Source organism: Lentilactobacillus raoultii (assembly GCF_900411375.1).
In the GTDB taxonomy this organism is placed as follows: domain Bacteria; phylum Bacillota; class Bacilli; order Lactobacillales; family Lactobacillaceae; genus Lentilactobacillus; species Lentilactobacillus raoultii.
Map to the genome: position 1 here is coordinate 225,068 of NZ_LS422986.1, position 18,138 is coordinate 243,205.

The following is an 18,138-nucleotide window of genomic DNA, read 5'->3' on the forward strand; positions in this document are numbered from 1 at the left end:
AATCAGAAGACTTGTGAAAAGCAATTAGAACGCCTGTGATTTTATAAAGTGGCTACTTCACGAATACTTAAAAGGGAAATCGGGAAATGGAGAAATAGGGAAATTAGGAAAATATAAAAACTGTTTGAGACAGTTACTAGACTTTTAGTGAAGATATGTTATAGTGTAATAGTAAGATATGACACTGAGGAGGGGAGCCGCAATGGAATTTGATGACAAGATTCCGATTTATTATCAAATCAAGGAATACATTTATCGACAAATGGTTACCGGCAAACTGGAACCCGGCGAGAAGATGCCGGCAGTTAGAAAGCTGGCCGTTGATTTAACAGTCAATGTGAATACAATTCAACGAGCGCTAAGTGAATTGGTTTCTGAGAAAATGGTTGAATCAAAACGGGGAAAAGGAAATTTTGTCACTGAAGATGAAAGTAAAATTCAAGCTTTAAAGGATCAGTTAATAATGGAACAGTTAAAGCAAATGTATGAGAGTCTGCAAAAATTAGGCGTCAGTGATCAGGAAATTTTGGAATACGTTAATCGATACGTCAAAGAACAGGAGGACGATCAAAATGACAGCCGCAATTGAAATCACAAATCTTAATTATCGGAAAAATATGAAGCCGATTTTATCCAATGTTAATTTAACGATTGATACTGGTAAGATCGTCGGCTTACTGGGTGAAAATGGTGCTGGTAAAACGACTTTAATGCGCTTGATTGCCGGAGTTGCTAAAGGTTATCAAGGCCAAATTAATGTTGCAAACGAAACTCATATTGCGTCAAAAAAGGCCATTGTCAGCTTTAGCGAGCAACTGGGTGGCTTTAATCAAAATATGAAAATTGAACGGATCGTTCGCTTTTACGAAGACGTTTACCCGGATTTTTCAGATGAAAAGTATAACGAGATGGCAGGCTTTCTTCAAATTAACGAAGACCAAAAGCTATCTGAATTATCTCGCGGGATGCGGGAAAAGTTAGTGATCGGGTTGGCACTTTCCCGACGTGCTAAAGTTTATTTGTTGGATGAACCCTTTGGTGGGATTGATAGCATGTCCCGTAAAAAAATTATCAACAGTATTATTCGTTGGAAACCGGATGACGCGACGATTTTAGTTAGTGACCATTACGTTTCCGAAATTGCCAGTGTCTTAGATGAGATCGTCATTATTAAAGATAAAACGATTTTTACACAGCGTAGTACCGAAGAAATTCGGGAAAAGTTCGGTGAAGGAATTGAAGAGTACTACGAGAAAGTATATGAAGGGACTGAGTTACATGACTAGCTTTGGCACACTAACAAATACGATGACACGTCAAAAGGTTCAAATAATTAATCGGTTGTTGGTATTGGATATTATTGCCATTTTGCTGACAATCTTATACGCGGTTTATCGAGGACAGTTAAGTGAAAATGGCCCGCTGATTGTTACATCGTCTTATTCGATGATTGTTTACATGGTTGCTTTCATTCTGATTGCCCGAAGCAACGAGCATATCTTTGTCAGCGACGCTTATCGGCTGGTTCCAATTAGCGACACGGGTCTTTACTCGGCTAACCTCTTGTCGGCGTTTATTAGTTTTATCTATTTGATGGTGACGCAGTTCATTTTCAGCACAGTTGCAGCTGCAATGAACTTTAATCAATTACTGGATGCATTTAAAAAAGGGTTAAGAGATTCGGCGCCCAGTTCAGCTAACACGAGTGAGGTGTTGGGTGGCCTGATTGGGCTGATTTTCTTAATGTTGGCTGCAGCAATTCTGATGTGGGCTTCGGTCAGCATGGTTCATTTGATTACGAGCGCCTTGATGGCCTTCCTGCCAGACAGTCGATCGCGATTATACCGGTTTATTTTGTACGTGGTGGTGATCGCTGCCTCCGTCTACATTTTGTCGAAGATTATTAATCCGATTGGCGATCTATTCACTGGTATGGGAAATGGGGATTCCTTCTATCAAATCTATCTGGCTGGTTTTTCACTGTTGATTGTTGCCGCGCTGGAATCAGTTGTTAATGTTTACCTGTTAAGAAACTGGGTTGAGACGATCAACTAGACATTTAATTAACGAAACGTGATCAAGAAAAGTCGGAGCAATTGCTTCGGCTTTTTTAATACGTCAGTGATCATTATCAACTCAGGCATTGAACTTATTTTTGTTTTGTGGGCTTGACAAATTACCGGTTAATTGTCATAATACTAAAACGTAACGGTTACTATTTACCTTTACATGCTAACTGTTAACGGGCATTTGGAAGGGATCGATTTCTTTATGACACAGCATGTTGCAATTGCCATCATCGGCGCCGGTCCTGCTGGCATTGGGTTTGGCGCGGCCCTTAAATCATATGGTTTCCGCGACTTTGTCATTTTGGAAAAGGGACAGGTGGCGGATAGTTTTCGACACTGGAATCCGGCAACCCGGTTTATTTCGCCTTCATTTACAACAAACGGCTTTGGGTTTCCCGATTTGAATGCCGTGACACCGGAAACGTCTCCCGCTTATACACTGGGCGCTGAACATCTTTCCGGGTATGATTACGCGTATTATTTGCAAAAGGTTGCTCGGCTAAAAGCGTTGCCGGTTCTCTCCAAAACTGCCGTTAAGTCGATTCGGGTGCTGGCGGATCAGCACTATGAATTACAATTCGCTAATCATGCGGCATTAATTGCCGATTTTGTGTTAATCGCAATTGGTGATTACGCTTATCCCTTTATTCCCGACGTTCCGGGTGCGGCTTATGGCGTTCACTATGCCGCAATTAAAAATTATCAACGATTTAAAGCTGGTCAGGAACAAGTGATTATCGGGGGTAACGAATCGGCGTTTGATCTGGCAGTGAACTTGGCTAAGAAAAATATCGTTAGTGATTTATTTGCGACAAACAGTGCCTTTAGGTCTAATGATCCGGATCCGAGTCGGCGGTTGTCCACCTATACTTATGAACGATACATGGCCCACGCAGATTTAATTAATTTGGCTGTTGGGAAGACAGTTTTGGCGATTAAGCATGATCGGGATGGTGACGATTACGTTATTTTGTTTCGGGACGGCACGATTACTAAGACACATAACCAGCCGATTTTTGCGACTGGGTTTGCCAGTGCCCAAAGTCCGTTAGTCAAGAAACTGTTTGTGATTCAAGGCAATCGGCCGGTATTAGACCTCCATGATGAATCAACGGTTGCCGCCAATGTTTTCATGTTGGGGCCGCAAGTGCAGCACGGATCGGTGAATCTATGTTACATTTACAAATATCGACAGCGATTTGCCCCGTTGGCTGAAACGATCCTGCACCGCATCGGCATTGAAATTAACCCTCAGGTAACGGCAATGTATCGACGAGCGGGGATGTATCTTCAAGATTTTGGTCAGTGTCACATCAATTGCGACGGTTAATCGTTGGCGAAGCTTTTGGGATTGAGCATAGGAGTTGAAATTTTGAGGAAAACCATTATTCTGGAATGTGTCGAAACTGGTGAGCGCTTATACTTAACCAGTAAGAATGTTCGAAACCATCCTGACAGGCTCGAGTTAAAAAAATATTCACCAAAATTAAAAAGACGGGCAGTCTTTAAAGAAACTAAATAAAGGAGATTTTTTCATGGCAAAGAAGTCAAAAATTGCAAAGTACGAAAAACAACAAAAATTGGTAGCCAAGTATGCAGACTTGAGGCGCGAATTGAAGGCAAAAGGTGATTATGAAGCTTTAGCTAAGTTACCAAAGGATTCCAATCCAATTCGGATGCGCCGTCGTGATCATATTGATGGGCGTCCTCGTGGCTACATGCGAAAATTCGACATGTCACGTTTGAACTTCAGAAAATATGCTCACCTTGGTCAAATTCCGGGTGTGCATAAGGCCAGTTGGTAATTTCAATTATTAAAAGAAGTGGATTACTTTGGAAAAGCAAGATTTAGCCAGCGCTTACCGTCGGCTAAAAAGCCCCAGCATTAAGACACGTAAACGGGCATTAAAAATTATTAAAGATGCCAAGCGTCAGGGGTTGAAATAGCCGCTGATTGATCAGTGGTTGATAATTTAACAAGCGCTATAAACGGGTTGAAGACAACATATTACGTCTTCAGCCTTTTTAGTATTTACAAAACTGCAAAAAACCGTTATGATTAGAGAAAATACCCCCACGGGTATATAAAAGGAGATCATAAATTGTTATTTGCTAAATTCAAGTCAATCACTACCGATCAATTAAAAGAAGAACTTGATCATCATCCAACGATTGTCGATGTTCGAGAAAAATTTGAGTATCAGGCAGGCCATATCCCAGCTGCAATTAATTTGCCACTATCGGGATTAGCAGATGAAGTGCAGCACTTTTCCAAGGATCAGCCATGGTATTTAATTTGCCGTTCCGGCGCTCGAAGTAAACGGGCAGCCATGTTTCTCAGTAAAGCCGGCTACAAGGTGATTAATGTCAGGGGTGGCATGAATGCATGGGACGGACCGGTTAAATGATTCAGGTGCGACTGGTCAATAAAGAATAGCAATGAGTAGATTTGAAACTGTCAGGAGGAAGCACATGCGCGTTGTGATTGTGGGTGGCGTTGCCGGTGGTATGTCCGCGGCGACCCGACTTAGAAGACTGTCGGAAGAAACTGAAATTATCGTGCTTGATAAGGGGCCATATGTGTCATTTGCCAACTGTGGCTTGCCTTATTATCTATCGGGAGAGATCAGTCAGCGAGATGCGTTGGTGGTGGCTTCACCCGAACATTTGAGAAAGCGATTTAATTTGGATGTTCGACCAAATACCGAGGTCGTTAAAATTGAGCCGGAAAAGCATCAGGTTATCATTAACCACGATGGTCAATCCGCTCCACTTCACTATGATCGGTTGATTTTATCTCCAGGGGCCAAAGCAGTGATGCCAACAATTGATAAAACGGCTGATGCAAGTGAAATTTTTACACTCCGGAGCATTCCAGATGTTGATCGCATTATGGCGGCTTTAAAACAGGATGCCAAAACGGCGGCAGTTATCGGGGCCGGTTCAGTTGGCGTTGAGGCGGCAGAAAATTTAACCAAGCGGGGACTTAAAACAACACTGATTGAGGCGGGAGATCACATTCTACCGTTTATGGATTACGAGATGGCCGCAATCGTTTCACGTGAAACAACAAAGCACGGCGTGAAGTTGAAACTCAATCACCGGGTGACACAACTAGCCGATCATCAGCTTAAATTAAGCGATGGATCGACGGTTCAAGCAGACGTGATCATTGCGGCCGCTGGTGTTACACCCGATACTGAATTGGCACAAGCGGCCGGTATTAAAACCGGCGATCGCGGTGGCATTATCGTGGATGATCATTATCAAACTTCGGTTGATGATATTTACGCGGTTGGCGATGCGATTCTTGTTAAACAGTTATTAACTCGGAAATTAGCGTCGATTCCGTTGGCGTCACCGGCCAATCGTCAGGGACGTGAAGTGGCCGATGTGATAATGGGCCGGCATCGGCGTAACCTTGGCGGCATTGGAACGGCCATTGTTCGATCGTTTGAGATGGCAGCTGCCGCAACTGGTTTAAATACGGCTCAGTTAAAACAGTCAGGGATGCCTTATCAGGCAGTTCATATTACTGGTCAGAGTCATGCCGCCTATTATCCAGGTGGCACGCCGCTGTCACTCAAATTGATGTTTAATCCCAAAAACGGTGTGTTATATGGCGCACAAGCGGTTGGTAAAGCTGGGGTTGATAAACGAATTGATGTTTTGTCAGTGGTAATTAAGCATCATATGACCGTTTTTGACTTGCCGGAATTTGAGCTGAGTTATGCGCCACCATTTGGTTCGGCCAAGGACCCGGTTAATATGATCGGCTACGCAGCTGAAAATTTGGTGGAGGGCCTTTCTGATAATCTCCAATTTGATGAAGTCGACGCTGCTGTTAAAGCGGGTGCCTACTTAATTGATGTTCGAAATCCAAAGGAACTCGAACGGGATGGTCGATTGCCCAATGCCGTTAATTTCCCGTTGGATGACTTAAGGTCACGATTGAGTGAGTTGCCAAAGGATCGATTACTGATTGTCAGTTGTCGGAGTGGTCAAAGAAGTTATATTGCCGAACGAATTTTGAAGAATCACGGGTTTAAAGTTAAAAATCTGGATGGGGCCTTTTTAACGTACAGTGCCGCCTATCCAGAACGAATTCAACATTCAGGGGGAAATTAAGTATGACGTGTGATCCGAAAATTGCGAACCGTTTGAAACGAACCGAAGGCCAAATCAGGGGCATTTTAAAAATGATGGATGAAGACAAATCCTGTCAGGAAATTATGCCCCAACTAATGGCAGTTCGATCCAGCGTTGATAAAGTGATGGGATTGGTAGTTGCTGAGAATTTACGTCGTTGTTTAGATGAAACTGGTAAGCAGACCGATGAAAATGTTGAAGCAGCTTTGAAAATGATTACGAAGTTATAACTAAATAAAGAAAAATCAGTGACTTGGTAATGTCGCGGTAAAATGACCGTTTCAAAATTGCCAAGCCACTGATTTTTTGTAAATTTAATCTTTAAACCAAGGGTCAACAGTTTTAACTATCTTTTGGTCAAAATTAATCTGGCAATTGATGCCATAGGGCAAGACAGTTCTTGGATAGCCATGGCCAAAATTAACATTGAACAGAATTGGTGTATGGAGGTCTTTGGTGACATCGATCAGTGCTTGCTTGTACTCATCATAGTAGCGTTCATTTTGGGGCTTTCCTACAATGATAGCAGCAACGGCTGAGAGTGTGCCGACGTCTTTTAATTTTAGTAACATTTGACGATAGAGAACCGGATTAGGCTGTTCTTCACTCGTTTCAATAAATAAGATTTTTCCATGCCAATCAGCCTTATCTGGAAAAAGATGGTATTTTTCGGCCGTTGGCTTTTCGTCCGCCTGACGATCACCGGCTAAAATGCTGTAAAGACTGTCAATACAGCCACCAAGCAGTGGACCGGTGACAGTTCCCGAGCCGCGCAAAACTTCATAACCGTGTTTTTCCGGATGAGTGACGCGGGATGTTCCCAGAGCAGCTGGCGAAAAATCGGTTCGTTCTTCGTACCAGATCGGGCTGGACTTAATTTCAACGGTCGGCTCGTTTTGAAAATACTGCTGAAAGTAATGTTTGGTGTATGGCAGCATCTCATGATCTAATTCAGCCAGATCATTGAGGAAATTCGGACCGTAGAAACTGGTCATTCCTAACTGGTAGAACATCAAATGATTGATGGTCGTATCCGAAAAACCAGTAAATAATTTAGGCGATTGTTTCACGTTTTTGATGAAGGTTGGGTTATCCAACAGATAGGGCAATAGTCGATAAGTATCATTGCCACCAATTGCGCAAATGATGCCCTTAATCGACTCGTCAGCGAAAGCTTGTTTAAGATCATCGGCTCGGGCTTCCGGGTGATTCTTCAAAAAAGCCAATCCCTTTAAAGCGTTTGGCATGATTACTGGATCCAGCCCGAATTCTTTGAGTCGGTTTATTCCCAGCGTCAGTTGATGGTGGGCGACGGGTTCGCCTAAAATGCCACCGGAAAGGCTCACAACAGCTACTTTATCACCGACATGGAGCATGTGTGGTTTAATCAATCTAAAGACCCCCTTAACGAAAAAGTTACTTTTGATTATAGGCTGACTGAAGGATTTCAACAAGCGATATTGGATAATGAAATGGTCTTTAAAGACGTTCTGAAGTTGAGCATACTTGTTCGTGTGATAATCTTTAGTTAACAATTGAGTAAGGAGGGGGAGGTATTGAAGTCGAATCAGCAGCGGCCCCATTTTTACCAACAAGGCAACTTTTGGGTTGGAGTAACCCTTGTCTTATTGAATGGGTTCTTTATTTTTGATAATCATTTTCGGATTGATCTATACTTTTGGGCATATTTGCTTGTGGCAATAGCTGGGGTAGCGTATATTATCAGTGCGTTTATCGGCCGTCGTTAATGACAGATTCTAAGTGAAACATTTGAAAAAACATCCAAAATAGGCCTTCGTACAGCTGATGATAACGGTTTACGAAAGCCTATTTCTTACTGAATGGGTTGAATTTTATCTAAATTTAATTGGTAATCGAGTTTTAATGATTAGGCCCCGGTTCTTGGCTCTCTGCCCTGTTAATATGGGCTGTCTCAAATTTCGGCTTGGGGTTAACTTTAATGAGAAGGTATCCCAAATAGAAACTAAATCCAGTCAATGCAATCCCCGTAAAAATAAAGTTAAGGCTGGTTGGAAATACCTGGAAGAGAACGGAAAAGATGATGGTGCCAACCGGGGTGGATGTCATGACGCCCGCCATAAGGGTTGCTGAAACCCGACCAATCAGTGCTGGCGGAACCGTTTCCTGAAGGTAGATACTAATCGGGGTATTTAAGAAGGCTAAAGAAAAACCAATGATAAAGGTCATTAGGCCGCCAATCAGTCGTAAGGCTAATAGGTTAATGATCATCCCCAAAACAAAGCCGACAGCGATAATCGCACCTGTTAATGTAAAGAAAAAAGTGACTAGAACTCTGGTTAGTCGCTTGATTTCCGGCATGCCTGTGATGACTAAATTGCCGATTAACATGCCCAAGGCCACCATCGCATTTAAAATCCCCAAAGTTTGATTGCCCGCGTGTATTTGGTGAATGATCATGAATGGCAAACCAACTTCAATTACAGGAAATAGCAGGTTAATGATGACTGCACCGGTAATCGCATATTTCAAAAAGGGCTCATTGGCGATATAGTGAAGCCCGGCTTTGAAGACGGTCCATTGTGAGGCCGACTGCTCGGTGGTGGCACGTGTCGATCCATTCTGATAGTGAAAATGCATGGTGGCTAAAATAAGTAAAGCACAGCCATTAGCGATCAATTCAAATTGAATAAAGGCATCAAAGCCAATGATTGTATAAAGTGAAGCTGCGACCACCGGCGAAAAGATAGTCGCAAATGAGGTGGCTGATTGGGACAGTGAGTTAATTTTTTGGATATGGCTAGTGTTAACCAATTCGTGCACGGAAGCATTATAACCACTATTGCTAACGCTGACCGTGGCTGACCGTGGCATAATTAATCAGTAGAAAAATGATCGTTGGGATAATTTTGCCCACTCCGTGAAATAGGTTGATGGTAAGGGCATAAATCACTAAAGCAGTCAGTCGAATTCCGAGATTGACCAGTAGCAAGGGTTTATGTCGGTGTGAGTCAATCAAATTACCAATTGGGATCAAGCCGGCCAAGTTAACAACTGGCATAATAATCATCGAGAGCCCAAAACTAAGCGACAGGCCGGTTGCATTCAGTAACATTAATCCTAAAGCGAACGAAAACATGTCGCCAGAAAACGAACTAATTAAGCTACTGCTAAAATCTTTGACAATTTGAACGTTTGAGTCATGACCTGTAATTTCCACGAATTCCGCCACCTTAAAATGAACTTTTTTCTAATAAAGTATTAATGTGAATAATCTTATAATAGTGCATCATTGTTAAGAAAAACAAGTCGATTCAAAAATTTTTTAAATGATTTGGTGAACTGAATAAGGGTCCTGATCAACTGGCTTATTTGATTCATAGCGGTATAATGAGTTGAAAATGATAAATTTTATCATAAGTTAAAAACTCAAAATGAAAGAGATGGCAGTTGGGATGGAAAAGCTAGGCATTTTAGGTGGCATGGGACCGGAATCAACCCTTGAATATTACAAAAAGATTGTGTACCAATACGAAAAGCGAATGGGAAGACAGGTTTTCCCAAATCTCAATATCGAAAGCATTGATATTTTTGCCATGTTGGCGCTTTGCCAGCAAAAACGGTATGAAGAATTGACAAAAATGTTAGTTGGCGGGATCGATAAGCTGGCTCAGGCTGGTGCAACGGTGGGATTAATGGCTGCTAATACACCCCACATCGTTTTTGATCAGGTCCAGAAACAAAGTCCGATTCCGTTAATCAGTATTTTGACCGCCACATTATCCCAGATTAAGCAGCATCACCAGACAACCGTCGGCTTGTTGGGAACGGATTTTACGATGAAACAGGGATTCTTTGAAAAGCCATTTTTGGAAAATCAGATCAAAGTTGTTTTGCCAACGGACCAGGACATTCCTAAGGTTAACCACTTTATTGTTAATGAATTGGAACAGGGAATTATTAAAGAATCCACGAAGCAATACCTAAAAAAGGTGGTCGGAAATATGATTGCGACCAGCCGGATTGAAGGACTTATTTTGGGATGCACTGAAATTCCATTGATTTTGTCCCAAGCAGATTTTAAAATTACCGTTTATGACACAACTCAAATTCACGTGAATCGAGCGGTAGATTATTTGATGAAGTAATTGGTTGAGTAGTTTTTCAATTTGAGTTCATTTATAACAAAAAGATTCGTGGGAGTTTTCTCCGCGCGAATCTTTTAAAAACTATTCTGCAGGGCTAAATTCACGATTAACCAGCACGACGTTTAACGAACCAACAGCCGCGATGAAAATGAGCATCAGGCCAAATAGCCATGTTGGCCAAGCAATTACTGAATTCCACGAAATTTCCATTGGGTCATGTGTGTTAATACCGATCTGATTAATGGTTAAATAAAGTGGTAAGTTGCCGATTACCGCACAGATAAGAAAGGTGATGGCGTAAATAAACGCCTCAGTGATGCGTTCGGCGATTGCATTTGCAGATGTGAATCCCAAAATGAGTAGTTGTTTTAGACTGATTTTTTGTTGCCTGCTAAGGTGACTAAGCTGACCAGTGAGTTGGCTGCAGCAGCTTGGTTACCACCGCCGTTAGTAATATTTGAAGTCACGCCATTAACACCAGTTAGTAAGAATGATCCACCAAACAGTGGCACGATCAAGGACGATAAATAGTTTTTGTCGAAAAGTGTATGCCAGAAAGCGGTATTTGTGGTGGCTGATTTCTTTCTTGGTAGGAGGTGTGTCCATAATTTAATTAACCACGATAACAGAATTGGCGACAGCAGTGAAAATAGCATAATTGAGAAGAGCATGATCAACATTAAATTTGGAATATAGGTTTTGGCTGCTTCATGAGGACTGCCATTAATCAGATAATGACGTGCCTGAGGAGTTAAAATGATTGAATCACCGTAACAAAATAGCAAGCCCATCGCACTAATAACCGTCAACGAGATCCGGCCTATTTTTTGGAATTTAGAATGGTGTTTTTTGAAATTTAAATCGTTGCTTTGTGAGTTGATAAATAGTTTATGCGAGTGAAAATAACCAGCTAATCCAGAAGTAAGGCTAATAAAGGAAATCGTCCAGAAGCAAGCTGGAATTGAAAAGTCAAAAGGAAGTTTCGGCATGTTAGCAGTTTGGCTTGCTCCTAATAGGGAAGATAGCCAGCCACTCAATGCAACTGTGAACGGGACAGCAATTACAAAACCAATAAAAGCTGCTATCGCGCCAATAATCAATAGTTGACCGCCAATTAACAAGGATAGTTGATTCGGATTAGCTCCTAAGATTGTCCAAAGTGTATAGTCTTTGCGCATACTGTTGATCACTAACTTAATGACACCACTGGAAACTATAAATAAAGTAATAATGCCAAAGATCATGGGATAATAGAATAGCGCACTAAGATTGGCAGCTGATTGTAAATGTGCATAATGATCGTCAATTGTAAAGATACCGTTTAAACAAACACCCGTTAGAAACCCCGTTACGATAAATAAAAGCAAGGATGCAGCCCAAACTTTTTGAGAGTATTTGAATTGTAGCCAAATCATTCGTAACATAATTACTCAGCTCCCTTCCTCGTTGAGCGCTTGGAAAAGAGCGTCTGCGGTTGGTTTCTCAATAACTTTTTCCAAACGACCATCACGCAAAGTAATAGCTTTATCAGTCGCTGACGCCATTTCGATATCGTGAGTTACCATTACGACACACACGCCTTGATCCGTTAGCTTACGGAGTAGGTTAAAAATAATTTTTCGAGAGACAGTATCTAAAGCACCGGTTGGCTCATCAGCGAAAATGACCTTACTATTAGCCACCAGCACTCGGGCAATCGCAATTTTTTGTTGCTCGCCACCGGATAGGTCCGATACAAAATTATTCGGATTGGCTTCAAAGTTAAGTTCTTTGAGTAACTTGTAAATTTTGGATTTGTTAACCTTCCGATGTGATAAACGCAGTGGCAATACAATATTATCAAAAGCGGGTAGTGCCGGTACCAAATTATAAGATTGAAAGATAAACCCAATTTGTGTTCGCCGAAAAATTGCAGCTTTAGCCGGTTTTAGTTGATAAGGATCGATATTCAAAATGTTTACCTGACCGCTTGTTGGTTTAGACAGCCCAGACATTGCATTGAGTAAGGTTGATTTTCCAGATCCTGATGGGCCAATGATACTAAGAAATTCACCGGCATTGGCGGTTAAGGAAATGCCATGAAGAATTTCCAAGGTTTGTTTATTGCCGTCAATTGAGACGCTCTTCGTGACGTTCTGGACGTTAATCACTTGTTTTGCCATGTTGATCACCTCGATAAAAGGAAAAGCAACAACTATTTTATGTCATCATACACCTTAAGATAACGATTACAATTATTTAGCCGTTTTTTGTCATTAATAATTCCTTAGCTTCATAATTCAATCAATTAGTGAATAATTTATACATTCCGTTTTCGGAAGAACAACAATCCAATACATAGAAATAGTGCCGTGTACATTAAGCTACCAATTAAAAGTTGGTTATCCGACAATTGGGTTAAAGATTTGCGGGTAGGGTCTGTAACTTGGTTAGCATAGTTAAGAAAGTTAAAGGGATTCCACCTGAACCAGTGAAACTTAGCAATTACTTTAAACATTAAAACGCCAATCGCATTCAGGGCAAAAAAGCCGACAATTCCTGACGTAACAGCTACAGTGGACGTTTTAAAGAGCGATGCACACAAGAAAACGATACTCAATACTAACCATAAGGTAATGAAGCTGCTCTCCATTTGCGATAACCACTGTTGCAAAAATGTCATATGATTTGAGTAAATGTCTTTATCGTTTAGAGAGAATTTATTATTTAGGAAAATAACTTTTCCAATGAGAGCAACGGTGCCAGTCATAACATATAGGTACAACGAATAAATCAGCATGACTAGCCATTTGCTAATCAGAATAGTGCTGCGTGAATATTGTTGGTAGACGAGTTCTTTAATGGTTCCGTATTGAAATTCCATAGAAATTGATGCTGCACAGGCCGCAATCAAAACAAAAACGATCATTGTAGTAGCACCAAAGCTGGAGGTGAAAAACATTTTTGCAGGGATTACCTTTGGGTATACGCTACCAAGAAAGGCCTGACCTAAAATTATTGCCATTATTACAATTGTGACCCAGTAGGTGCTCTTTTTCTTAAGCAATTTAAACGTTTCCTGCCATAATAGTGTTTTCATTTTGCAGCCTCCGTTAAAACCTGATCCTGATGTAACAACTTCAAAACTGAATCTTCCAATCCACCATCCTGATGTTGGATGTCCAAGACCGTGATGTGATGCTTAGTTAGTTCTTTGAGAATTGGTTCCAGATTAAACTTAGGTGGAATTTGCAACTTCAAGTGAGGATCGTTGAGGACCTGATAGCCGGCTGCCTTTAAAACTTGCCGGGCCAACTCATCCTGGTCAGTCGACAGTATTAAGTAATGCACGCTGGCCGCTAATAGATCCTTCATAGTCGTTTCCTGAATCAACTGACCATGGTCGAGAATCAACAGCTCGTCGGCAATCTTTTGTAATTCACTTAAAATGTGGCTGGAGATGAGGAAAGTGGTCCCCGTTTGGCTCTTTGATTTAATTAATAATCGAAGTTCTTTATTAGCTTGAGGATCCAAGCCGTTCATCGGTTCATCGAGAATTACCAACTTCGGATTGTTCAGTATTGCCATGGCGATGCCCAATTTTTGTTTCATCCCCAACGAATATTTCTTAGCTGGTCGATCAATATAATGGGTTAAATGCAAGTCGTTAATCACAGATTGAATCCGCTGCGATTGATTAGGTCCTTTTGCGAACAATTTTAAATGGTCCCGACCACTCATAAAGGGATAAATGCTGGGGTATTCAATGAGTGCCCCAACTTCTTTTAAAATCTCGTGATGATCAAATGAACTGGGGTGACCGTCGATTGTGATTTTGCCCTGTGCGGAGATTAATCCCAAAATGGCCTTCATCAAGGTGGTCTTTCCGGCACCGTTAGCGCCTACTAGGCCAATTACGTGGCCGGTTTGACCAGTAAATGAAATGTCGTGCAGGACCTGTTTTGACTCAAAAGATTTATTCAAATGTTGAATTTGCATAATGGTATTAGTCAATGAAAAGACCTCCAAATTTTTAATTGCGCTTCTGGTTGCCTTCAAAATGATCGGGGTGATTGAAGTGGTTAAATTCCTGATTGGATAATTGCCAGACAACTGCGCCAATGATTGTCCATTTGTATTTCAAACTATCATCCCGATTTGTTAATACGTTGACAGTTACTTCGGCATCGGTTGGGCTCCTAACGTTTTCACCGGATGTGTTAATTTATGATAACTGGTTGGTGACAGTTTATAATGCACAGCGTGAATGATAGGTAAGTGAGTGACCTGTGCCTGCTTGGCATCCGAGTACACGGTTAAGTGAATGGCAACTTTTGGCTTGGCTTGGTAAAAGGTGTAATAATAGCTGGGATGTTTGTCACTGAGGTAATGAGTGCCAAGGCCGACCTGATCATCTTCAGCAGCGTCGCCAACGATATCGGAAACGTAAATAACATCGCGTCGATTAGTGATTTGGTCAACTTGATGCCCATTGGCGGTGGTAACTTTTACCCAATCTGTTTTTCTAAAGGGCGATGGTTGCTGATGATCGGCTTTGGCTGACAAATTCTTTAAATCCTTGGCCTGACTGCCAGTACATCCTGATAAAAGTGGCATGACCATGACGACAGTTAATAAAATAGCCAAAACAAGTGATTGATTAAAATGGGTTGCTTTTTTCATGTCCAAATAGCCTCCTTTCAGGTGTTTATACTACTGTACTATTCAACTAATACAGTACGACAAAACGAATCGTAATGCAAGGATAACTATTTAATTTTTTCGTTTAGACCAAGTCAAAATGGAAATTCCGATGAAGCTGGCTATGGACAAATTCAAATTGGACGACGATAATAGGAAGAAATGCTTTGAGGTGATCGAATGCGTGATTGGCGACAGGATCGAATCCGTGCGGCAATTAACGGAACCAATCCCATGGTCATGGCGACATTGCCAGGTGGCTTTGCGGTGATGGGCGATACCCAGTTTTTACCTGGTTATTCAGTTTTATTACCTAGACGAGTTGTTGGTTCTTTAAATGAGCTATCGCTATCAGAACGCACGCTATTTTTAACTGATATGAGTATTTTAGGAGATGCTGTATTGTATGCTACTAAGGCCGTCAGGGTGAACTATGATATCCTGGGTAATTCGGATCAGTTTTTGCACGCGCACGTTTTTCCAAGATATCGGCATGAATCGGCTGACCGCCTGAAATTACCGGTGTGGCTTTATCCGAAAAGCTATTGGTCTGATCCATGTTATCAATACACCCGCCAAAAAGATAGGTCGTTAAGAGCGGCTATTACTAACTACTTGAAAGATCATCAATCTTAAACTGAATTGATTGAAGAGGCGTAATTTTGATGCAACGGCAATGGTCCGGCAAACAGCTTTATATAAATTACCTGATTTTTTGGGTGATTTGGTTAATCGCTCAAACCTACTTAACGACAATTCAAACGCGCTATACAACCGGAGTAGTCAATGATTTGATCGATATCAGTGTAAAAGCAGCCATTTGGCTTCCCTTGGGAATCTTTTGGCTCAATAGAACCCAGTCGCAGCTCTGGCTGTCCAAAAAACATCTTTATAATCGGCGCTTTCCAGCCGTTTTTTGGTGGCTGCTGGTAGGAATGACTGGTTACTTATTCATTTCAATGATCCTTAAGCACCATGGTTTGTACATGACGGCTCACCCATTCACTAAAGCCGGTGGGAACTTCTTATCCGTAGCGTTGGCTGCCGGATTAATTGAAGAATTTGTTTTCCGGGGGTTCTTTTGTAACTACCTGCTGGCTCACAGCGGGGTCGTTAAAGCCATCGTTATTCAGGCACTTTTATTTCAAGCGATTCATTTCCCGATCTATTGGGCACAGGAGTTGTCTTGGCGGGGATGGCTTTCAGGAATTGCCAGTGTCTTACCCTTGGGATTGATTTTTGGTTGGCTCTTTTATCGATCAAAGAATCTATGGCCGGGAACGATTTTGCACTGTGTATGGGATTCAGCGATTTTTCTATTTGTTTGAACACTTGGTAGATTGGTTGGAGATGACAATTAATGACAGTAGTGACCCTTGGGGAAACTCTTAAACAAGCGCGTCGGGCTAAACAACTGACGCAAAAACAATTAGCGGCAGGGATTTGTTCGCAATCCATGCTTTCGGCAATTGAAAAGGGGCAGTATACTCCCAATGCTAAATTGTTGATGGCGCTTTGCGAACGGTTGGCGATTAGTTTGGATGAAGTCAGTTTAACGACTAATTTTGCCATCAGTCGAGCCGCTAATCTCAATCAAAAATTGGCCGATTTGTGCAATCGGCATCAGTATCAGGAACTGTTTGATTTTCTTCAAACCGATGCCGTTTTGGACAGTATTGAAAGTGACAGCCAAATGCAGGCCTATTACTATTATCTGGGGATTTCAGAATGGCAGTTAGAGCATGACAGTCAGACGATTGAAACTGATTTCCAATTAGCTTTGGCCAATGCCCATCCCAACCGGTCGTCCACTTTAACCCGATTAGTGACGATTTCGATGGGAGTTATTAAGGCGCAATTGGGTCATCAGCGAGTCGCTGAAGAGTTAATCGATCAAGCTGTCGCTGGGATTGAAGCCGCTAAATATGAAGAAAATTTGATTATCATTTTTTATTTGGCGGGATTGATTAACTTTGAACTTAAACAATACCCGGCGACGGCTGGTTGGGTTACTAAAGGAATTGAGTTTGCGACTCACCATAATTCACACTACATGTTGGCTAACTTGTATTATTTGTTGGCTAGGGCGTCTGAAATGCAGGCCCGCATAGATATGGCCGATGAGGCACACCGGCGAGCCGATATTTTTACGGAATTGTTTCACGAGAAACCCTACGAGAATTTTTAAATATCAGTATTCTGATTTTTAAATTAGGTTGTCGGTTGGTAAGCTAAAGCCATCAAATAAGAGGAGGACTTTAGCATGAACAAACAACTATTCACTAATTCTATAACCATTAACGCATCCAAGGATTTGGCACGTCAAATCCTGGTAGACCCGCTTCAATTATTGAAATGGGTTCCAGAAATTACGGCGGTTGATCAAGGCCATCGAAGCTTTATCGTGACTCGTGCTCAAGCGGCTTTGAATCAACGAGAAGTAATGACCGTCGAAGAGGTGAGCGACCGGATAATTTATCACAGTCGCCAAGGACGCTTTGAATATGATTTAGTATTTACACTCCAGCAAGTTGCCAATAATCGGCTGCAACTTACGGAAGCCCTGATGACCGATGAGTCAAAGACCAAGTTACCACTTAAATTATTGGCGCCCATTGCCAAACACGCTTTGAAAATTAACTTGAAAAATTTAGGCTTGCTCATTGAAAGAGTAACTGTGGCTTAAGCAGTCAATTAAAAAAGTTAATTTCAACGAAAAAACAACTCGACAATTAATGCCGGGTTGTTTTTGTTTATTCCTAAATCTTCTATCTGTTATAATCTCACTGTAAGAAGTTAGAAGGTAAGAATTAAGTGTGTTTCAGGAGGCCTTAATATGACAAATAAAGCAATCACTAAAAAAGTTTCCGTTAAAGGTCAACTTGTTCTACCGTCAGAATTTCGCAAGCAACTCAATATTAATTCGGGCGATGAAGTCAGTGTTTCACTTAACGATAATGAAGAAATCGTTATTAAAAAGGTGCCAACTCAATTAGATTGGCATAACTTGATTAAAGATATACCAACTGAAACGGTCGATATTGATAAAGATGGTCATTACGACAAAACTAAAGCGCCTAATTTTGCTAAGTGGATGGAAGAAGGTTAATGAA

Annotated in this window: 26 protein-coding genes; 17 read left to right on the forward strand and 9 right to left on the reverse strand. The window is 41.5% G+C overall.

Annotated features, from left to right (window positions below):
- Positions 1-202: 202 nt before the first annotated feature.
- The 10 genes from ED605_RS06740 (at position 203) to ED605_RS06780 (ending at position 6,448) form a co-directional block, all read left to right on the forward strand.
- The gene (locus ED605_RS06740) at positions 203-589 is read left to right on the forward strand and encodes a GntR family transcriptional regulator (RefSeq protein WP_121978128.1); all 387 of its coding nucleotides are present in this window, start codon (positions 203-205) and stop codon (positions 587-589) included.
- The gene (locus ED605_RS06745) at positions 573-1,286 is read left to right on the forward strand and encodes an ABC transporter ATP-binding protein (RefSeq protein WP_121978129.1); all 714 of its coding nucleotides are present in this window, start codon (positions 573-575) and stop codon (positions 1,284-1,286) included. Before ED605_RS06740 ends, ED605_RS06745 begins: the two co-directional genes overlap by 17 nt.
- Entirely contained in the window at positions 1,261-2,055 is a 795-nt protein-coding gene (locus ED605_RS06750) for an ABC transporter permease (RefSeq protein ID WP_225419066.1), read from the forward strand. Before ED605_RS06745 ends, ED605_RS06750 begins: the two co-directional genes overlap by 26 nt.
- 216 nt (positions 2,056-2,271) lie before the next feature.
- Entirely contained in the window at positions 2,272-3,399 is a 1,128-nt protein-coding gene (locus ED605_RS06755; protein WP_162919763.1) for an NAD(P)/FAD-dependent oxidoreductase, read from the forward strand.
- A gap of 42 nt (positions 3,400-3,441) precedes the next feature.
- Positions 3,442-3,591 carry a 50S ribosomal protein L33 gene (gene rpmG, locus ED605_RS06760; RefSeq protein ID WP_121978132.1) on the forward strand — a complete coding sequence of 50 codons (150 nt, stop codon included), beginning with the start codon at positions 3,442-3,444 and terminating at the stop codon, positions 3,589-3,591.
- A gap of 13 nt (positions 3,592-3,604) precedes the next feature.
- A complete protein-coding gene (gene rpsN, locus ED605_RS06765; RefSeq protein WP_121978133.1) occupies positions 3,605-3,874 on the forward strand; it encodes a 30S ribosomal protein S14 in 270 nt (89 codons plus the stop codon).
- Positions 3,875-3,902: 28 nt separating this feature from the next.
- Complete coding sequence (locus ED605_RS14595; protein ID WP_162919764.1) at positions 3,903-4,016, forward strand: putative metal homeostasis protein; 114 nt, start codon at positions 3,903-3,905, stop codon at positions 4,014-4,016.
- Between the two features lie 155 nt (positions 4,017-4,171).
- Entirely contained in the window at positions 4,172-4,477 is a 306-nt protein-coding gene (locus ED605_RS06770; RefSeq protein ID WP_121978134.1) for a rhodanese-like domain-containing protein, read from the forward strand.
- 64 nt (positions 4,478-4,541) lie between these two features.
- On the forward strand, positions 4,542-6,197 hold the full coding sequence (locus ED605_RS06775) for an FAD-dependent oxidoreductase (protein ID WP_121978135.1): 1,656 nt from the start codon (positions 4,542-4,544) through the stop codon (positions 6,195-6,197).
- A 2-nt stretch (positions 6,198-6,199) separates the two neighbouring features.
- Positions 6,200-6,448: a metal-sensitive transcriptional regulator gene (locus tag ED605_RS06780; protein WP_121978136.1), complete on the forward strand. Its 249-nt coding sequence runs from the start codon at positions 6,200-6,202 to the stop codon at positions 6,446-6,448.
- Between the two features lie 84 nt (positions 6,449-6,532).
- Here ED605_RS06780 and ED605_RS06785 read toward each other — a convergent pair whose 3' ends face one another.
- Positions 6,533-7,609, reverse strand: coding sequence for a S66 family peptidase (locus tag ED605_RS06785; protein ID WP_121978137.1), 1,077 nt, complete (start codon positions 7,607-7,609; stop codon positions 6,533-6,535).
- Between the two features lie 165 nt (positions 7,610-7,774).
- On the opposite strand from ED605_RS06785, the gene ED605_RS06790 reads away from it, so the two are divergent.
- Positions 7,775-7,966, forward strand: coding sequence for a hypothetical protein (locus tag ED605_RS06790; RefSeq protein WP_121978138.1), 192 nt, complete (start codon positions 7,775-7,777; stop codon positions 7,964-7,966).
- A 133-nt stretch (positions 7,967-8,099) separates the two neighbouring features.
- Here ED605_RS06790 and ED605_RS06795 read toward each other — a convergent pair whose 3' ends face one another.
- On the reverse strand, positions 8,100-9,071 hold the full coding sequence (locus tag ED605_RS06795; RefSeq protein ID WP_225419067.1) for an MFS transporter: 972 nt from the start codon (positions 9,069-9,071) through the stop codon (positions 8,100-8,102).
- Positions 9,043-9,417, reverse strand: a complete 375-nt coding sequence (locus ED605_RS14745; protein WP_225419068.1) for an MFS transporter — start codon at positions 9,415-9,417, stop codon at positions 9,043-9,045. The genes ED605_RS06795 and ED605_RS14745 overlap by 29 nt, the downstream gene beginning before the upstream one ends.
- Before the next feature lie 235 nt (positions 9,418-9,652).
- Here ED605_RS14745 and ED605_RS06800 point away from each other — a divergent pair, with 235 nt between their 5' ends.
- Positions 9,653-10,345 carry an aspartate/glutamate racemase family protein gene (locus ED605_RS06800; protein ID WP_121978139.1) on the forward strand — a complete coding sequence of 231 codons (693 nt, stop codon included), beginning with the start codon at positions 9,653-9,655 and terminating at the stop codon, positions 10,343-10,345.
- Between the two features lie 81 nt (positions 10,346-10,426).
- Here the strand turns inward: ED605_RS06800 and ED605_RS06805 are convergent, their stop codons facing one another.
- From ED605_RS06805 to ED605_RS06830, 6 genes are all read right to left on the reverse strand, one after another.
- On the reverse strand, positions 10,427-10,699 hold the full coding sequence (locus tag ED605_RS06805; protein WP_121978140.1) for a hypothetical protein: 273 nt from the start codon (positions 10,697-10,699) through the stop codon (positions 10,427-10,429).
- A gap of 14 nt (positions 10,700-10,713) precedes the next feature.
- Complete coding sequence (locus tag ED605_RS06810; protein ID WP_121978141.1) at positions 10,714-11,769, reverse strand: ABC transporter permease family protein; 1,056 nt, start codon at positions 11,767-11,769, stop codon at positions 10,714-10,716.
- A gap of 6 nt (positions 11,770-11,775) precedes the next feature.
- Complete coding sequence (locus ED605_RS06815; protein WP_121978142.1) at positions 11,776-12,507, reverse strand: ABC transporter ATP-binding protein; 732 nt, start codon at positions 12,505-12,507, stop codon at positions 11,776-11,778.
- A 137-nt stretch (positions 12,508-12,644) separates the two neighbouring features.
- On the reverse strand, positions 12,645-13,424 hold the full coding sequence (locus tag ED605_RS06820; RefSeq protein WP_121978143.1) for an ABC transporter permease: 780 nt from the start codon (positions 13,422-13,424) through the stop codon (positions 12,645-12,647).
- The gene (locus tag ED605_RS06825; RefSeq protein ID WP_162919772.1) at positions 13,421-14,326 is read right to left on the reverse strand and encodes an ATP-binding cassette domain-containing protein; all 906 of its coding nucleotides are present in this window, start codon (positions 14,324-14,326) and stop codon (positions 13,421-13,423) included. The genes ED605_RS06820 and ED605_RS06825 overlap by 4 nt, the downstream gene beginning before the upstream one ends.
- A 174-nt stretch (positions 14,327-14,500) precedes the next feature.
- Positions 14,501-15,007 carry a hypothetical protein gene (locus ED605_RS06830; protein ID WP_121978145.1) on the reverse strand — a complete coding sequence of 169 codons (507 nt, stop codon included), beginning with the start codon at positions 15,005-15,007 and terminating at the stop codon, positions 14,501-14,503.
- A 198-nt stretch (positions 15,008-15,205) separates the two neighbouring features.
- Between ED605_RS06830 and ED605_RS06835 the strand changes: the two genes are divergently transcribed.
- The 5 genes from ED605_RS06835 (at position 15,206) to ED605_RS06855 (ending at position 18,134) form a co-directional block, all read left to right on the forward strand.
- Complete coding sequence (locus ED605_RS06835) at positions 15,206-15,661, forward strand: HIT family protein (protein ID WP_121978146.1); 456 nt, start codon at positions 15,206-15,208, stop codon at positions 15,659-15,661.
- 29 nt (positions 15,662-15,690) lie between these two features.
- Positions 15,691-16,353, forward strand: a complete 663-nt coding sequence (locus tag ED605_RS06840; RefSeq protein WP_121978147.1) for a CPBP family intramembrane glutamic endopeptidase — start codon at positions 15,691-15,693, stop codon at positions 16,351-16,353.
- Between the two features lie 32 nt (positions 16,354-16,385).
- Positions 16,386-17,213: a helix-turn-helix domain-containing protein gene (locus ED605_RS06845; protein WP_121978148.1), complete on the forward strand. Its 828-nt coding sequence runs from the start codon at positions 16,386-16,388 to the stop codon at positions 17,211-17,213.
- A 75-nt stretch (positions 17,214-17,288) separates the two neighbouring features.
- Entirely contained in the window at positions 17,289-17,711 is a 423-nt protein-coding gene (locus tag ED605_RS06850; RefSeq protein ID WP_121978149.1) for an SRPBCC family protein, read from the forward strand.
- Positions 17,712-17,861: 150 nt separating this feature from the next.
- Positions 17,862-18,134 (forward strand): AbrB/MazE/SpoVT family DNA-binding domain-containing protein, encoded by a 273-nt coding sequence (locus ED605_RS06855; RefSeq protein ID WP_121978150.1) that lies wholly within the window; start codon positions 17,862-17,864, stop codon positions 18,132-18,134.
- Positions 18,135-18,138: the final 4 nt, after the last annotated feature.

Excerpts from the sequence above, each read along its gene's own strand:
- ED605_RS06750 (WP_225419066.1), top strand. The coding sequence starts at position 1,261 with ATGAAGGGACTGAGTTACATGACTAGCTTTGGCACACTAACAAATACG.
- rpsN (WP_121978133.1), top strand. The coding sequence starts at position 3,605 with ATGGCAAAGAAGTCAAAAATTGCAAAGTACGAAAAACAACAAAAATTG.
- ED605_RS06745 (WP_121978129.1), top strand. The coding sequence starts at position 573 with ATGACAGCCGCAATTGAAATCACAAATCTTAATTATCGGAAAAATATG.
- ED605_RS06780 (WP_121978136.1), top strand. The coding sequence starts at position 6,200 with ATGACGTGTGATCCGAAAATTGCGAACCGTTTGAAACGAACCGAAGGC.
- ED605_RS06830 (WP_121978145.1), bottom strand. The coding sequence starts at position 15,007 with ATGAAAAAAGCAACCCATTTTAATCAATCACTTGTTTTGGCTATTTTA.
- ED605_RS06755 (WP_162919763.1), top strand. The coding sequence starts at position 2,272 with ATGACACAGCATGTTGCAATTGCCATCATCGGCGCCGGTCCTGCTGGC.
- ED605_RS06815 (WP_121978142.1), bottom strand. The coding sequence starts at position 12,507 with ATGGCAAAACAAGTGATTAACGTCCAGAACGTCACGAAGAGCGTCTCA.
- ED605_RS06855 (WP_121978150.1), top strand. The coding sequence starts at position 17,862 with ATGACAAATAAAGCAATCACTAAAAAAGTTTCCGTTAAAGGTCAACTT.
- ED605_RS06775 (WP_121978135.1), top strand. The coding sequence starts at position 4,542 with ATGCGCGTTGTGATTGTGGGTGGCGTTGCCGGTGGTATGTCCGCGGCG.
- ED605_RS06820 (WP_121978143.1), bottom strand. The coding sequence starts at position 13,424 with ATGAAAACACTATTATGGCAGGAAACGTTTAAATTGCTTAAGAAAAAG.
- ED605_RS06810 (WP_121978141.1), bottom strand. The coding sequence starts at position 11,769 with ATGTTACGAATGATTTGGCTACAATTCAAATACTCTCAAAAAGTTTGG.
- ED605_RS06795 (WP_225419067.1), bottom strand. The coding sequence starts at position 9,071 with ATGCCACGGTCAGCCACGGTCAGCGTTAGCAATAGTGGTTATAATGCT.
- ED605_RS06800 (WP_121978139.1), top strand. The coding sequence starts at position 9,653 with ATGGAAAAGCTAGGCATTTTAGGTGGCATGGGACCGGAATCAACCCTT.
- ED605_RS06835 (WP_121978146.1), top strand. The coding sequence starts at position 15,206 with ATGCGTGATTGGCGACAGGATCGAATCCGTGCGGCAATTAACGGAACC.
- ED605_RS06845 (WP_121978148.1), top strand. The coding sequence starts at position 16,386 with ATGACAGTAGTGACCCTTGGGGAAACTCTTAAACAAGCGCGTCGGGCT.
- ED605_RS06850 (WP_121978149.1), top strand. The coding sequence starts at position 17,289 with ATGAACAAACAACTATTCACTAATTCTATAACCATTAACGCATCCAAG.
- ED605_RS06740 (WP_121978128.1), top strand. The coding sequence starts at position 203 with ATGGAATTTGATGACAAGATTCCGATTTATTATCAAATCAAGGAATAC.
- ED605_RS06840 (WP_121978147.1), top strand. The coding sequence starts at position 15,691 with ATGCAACGGCAATGGTCCGGCAAACAGCTTTATATAAATTACCTGATT.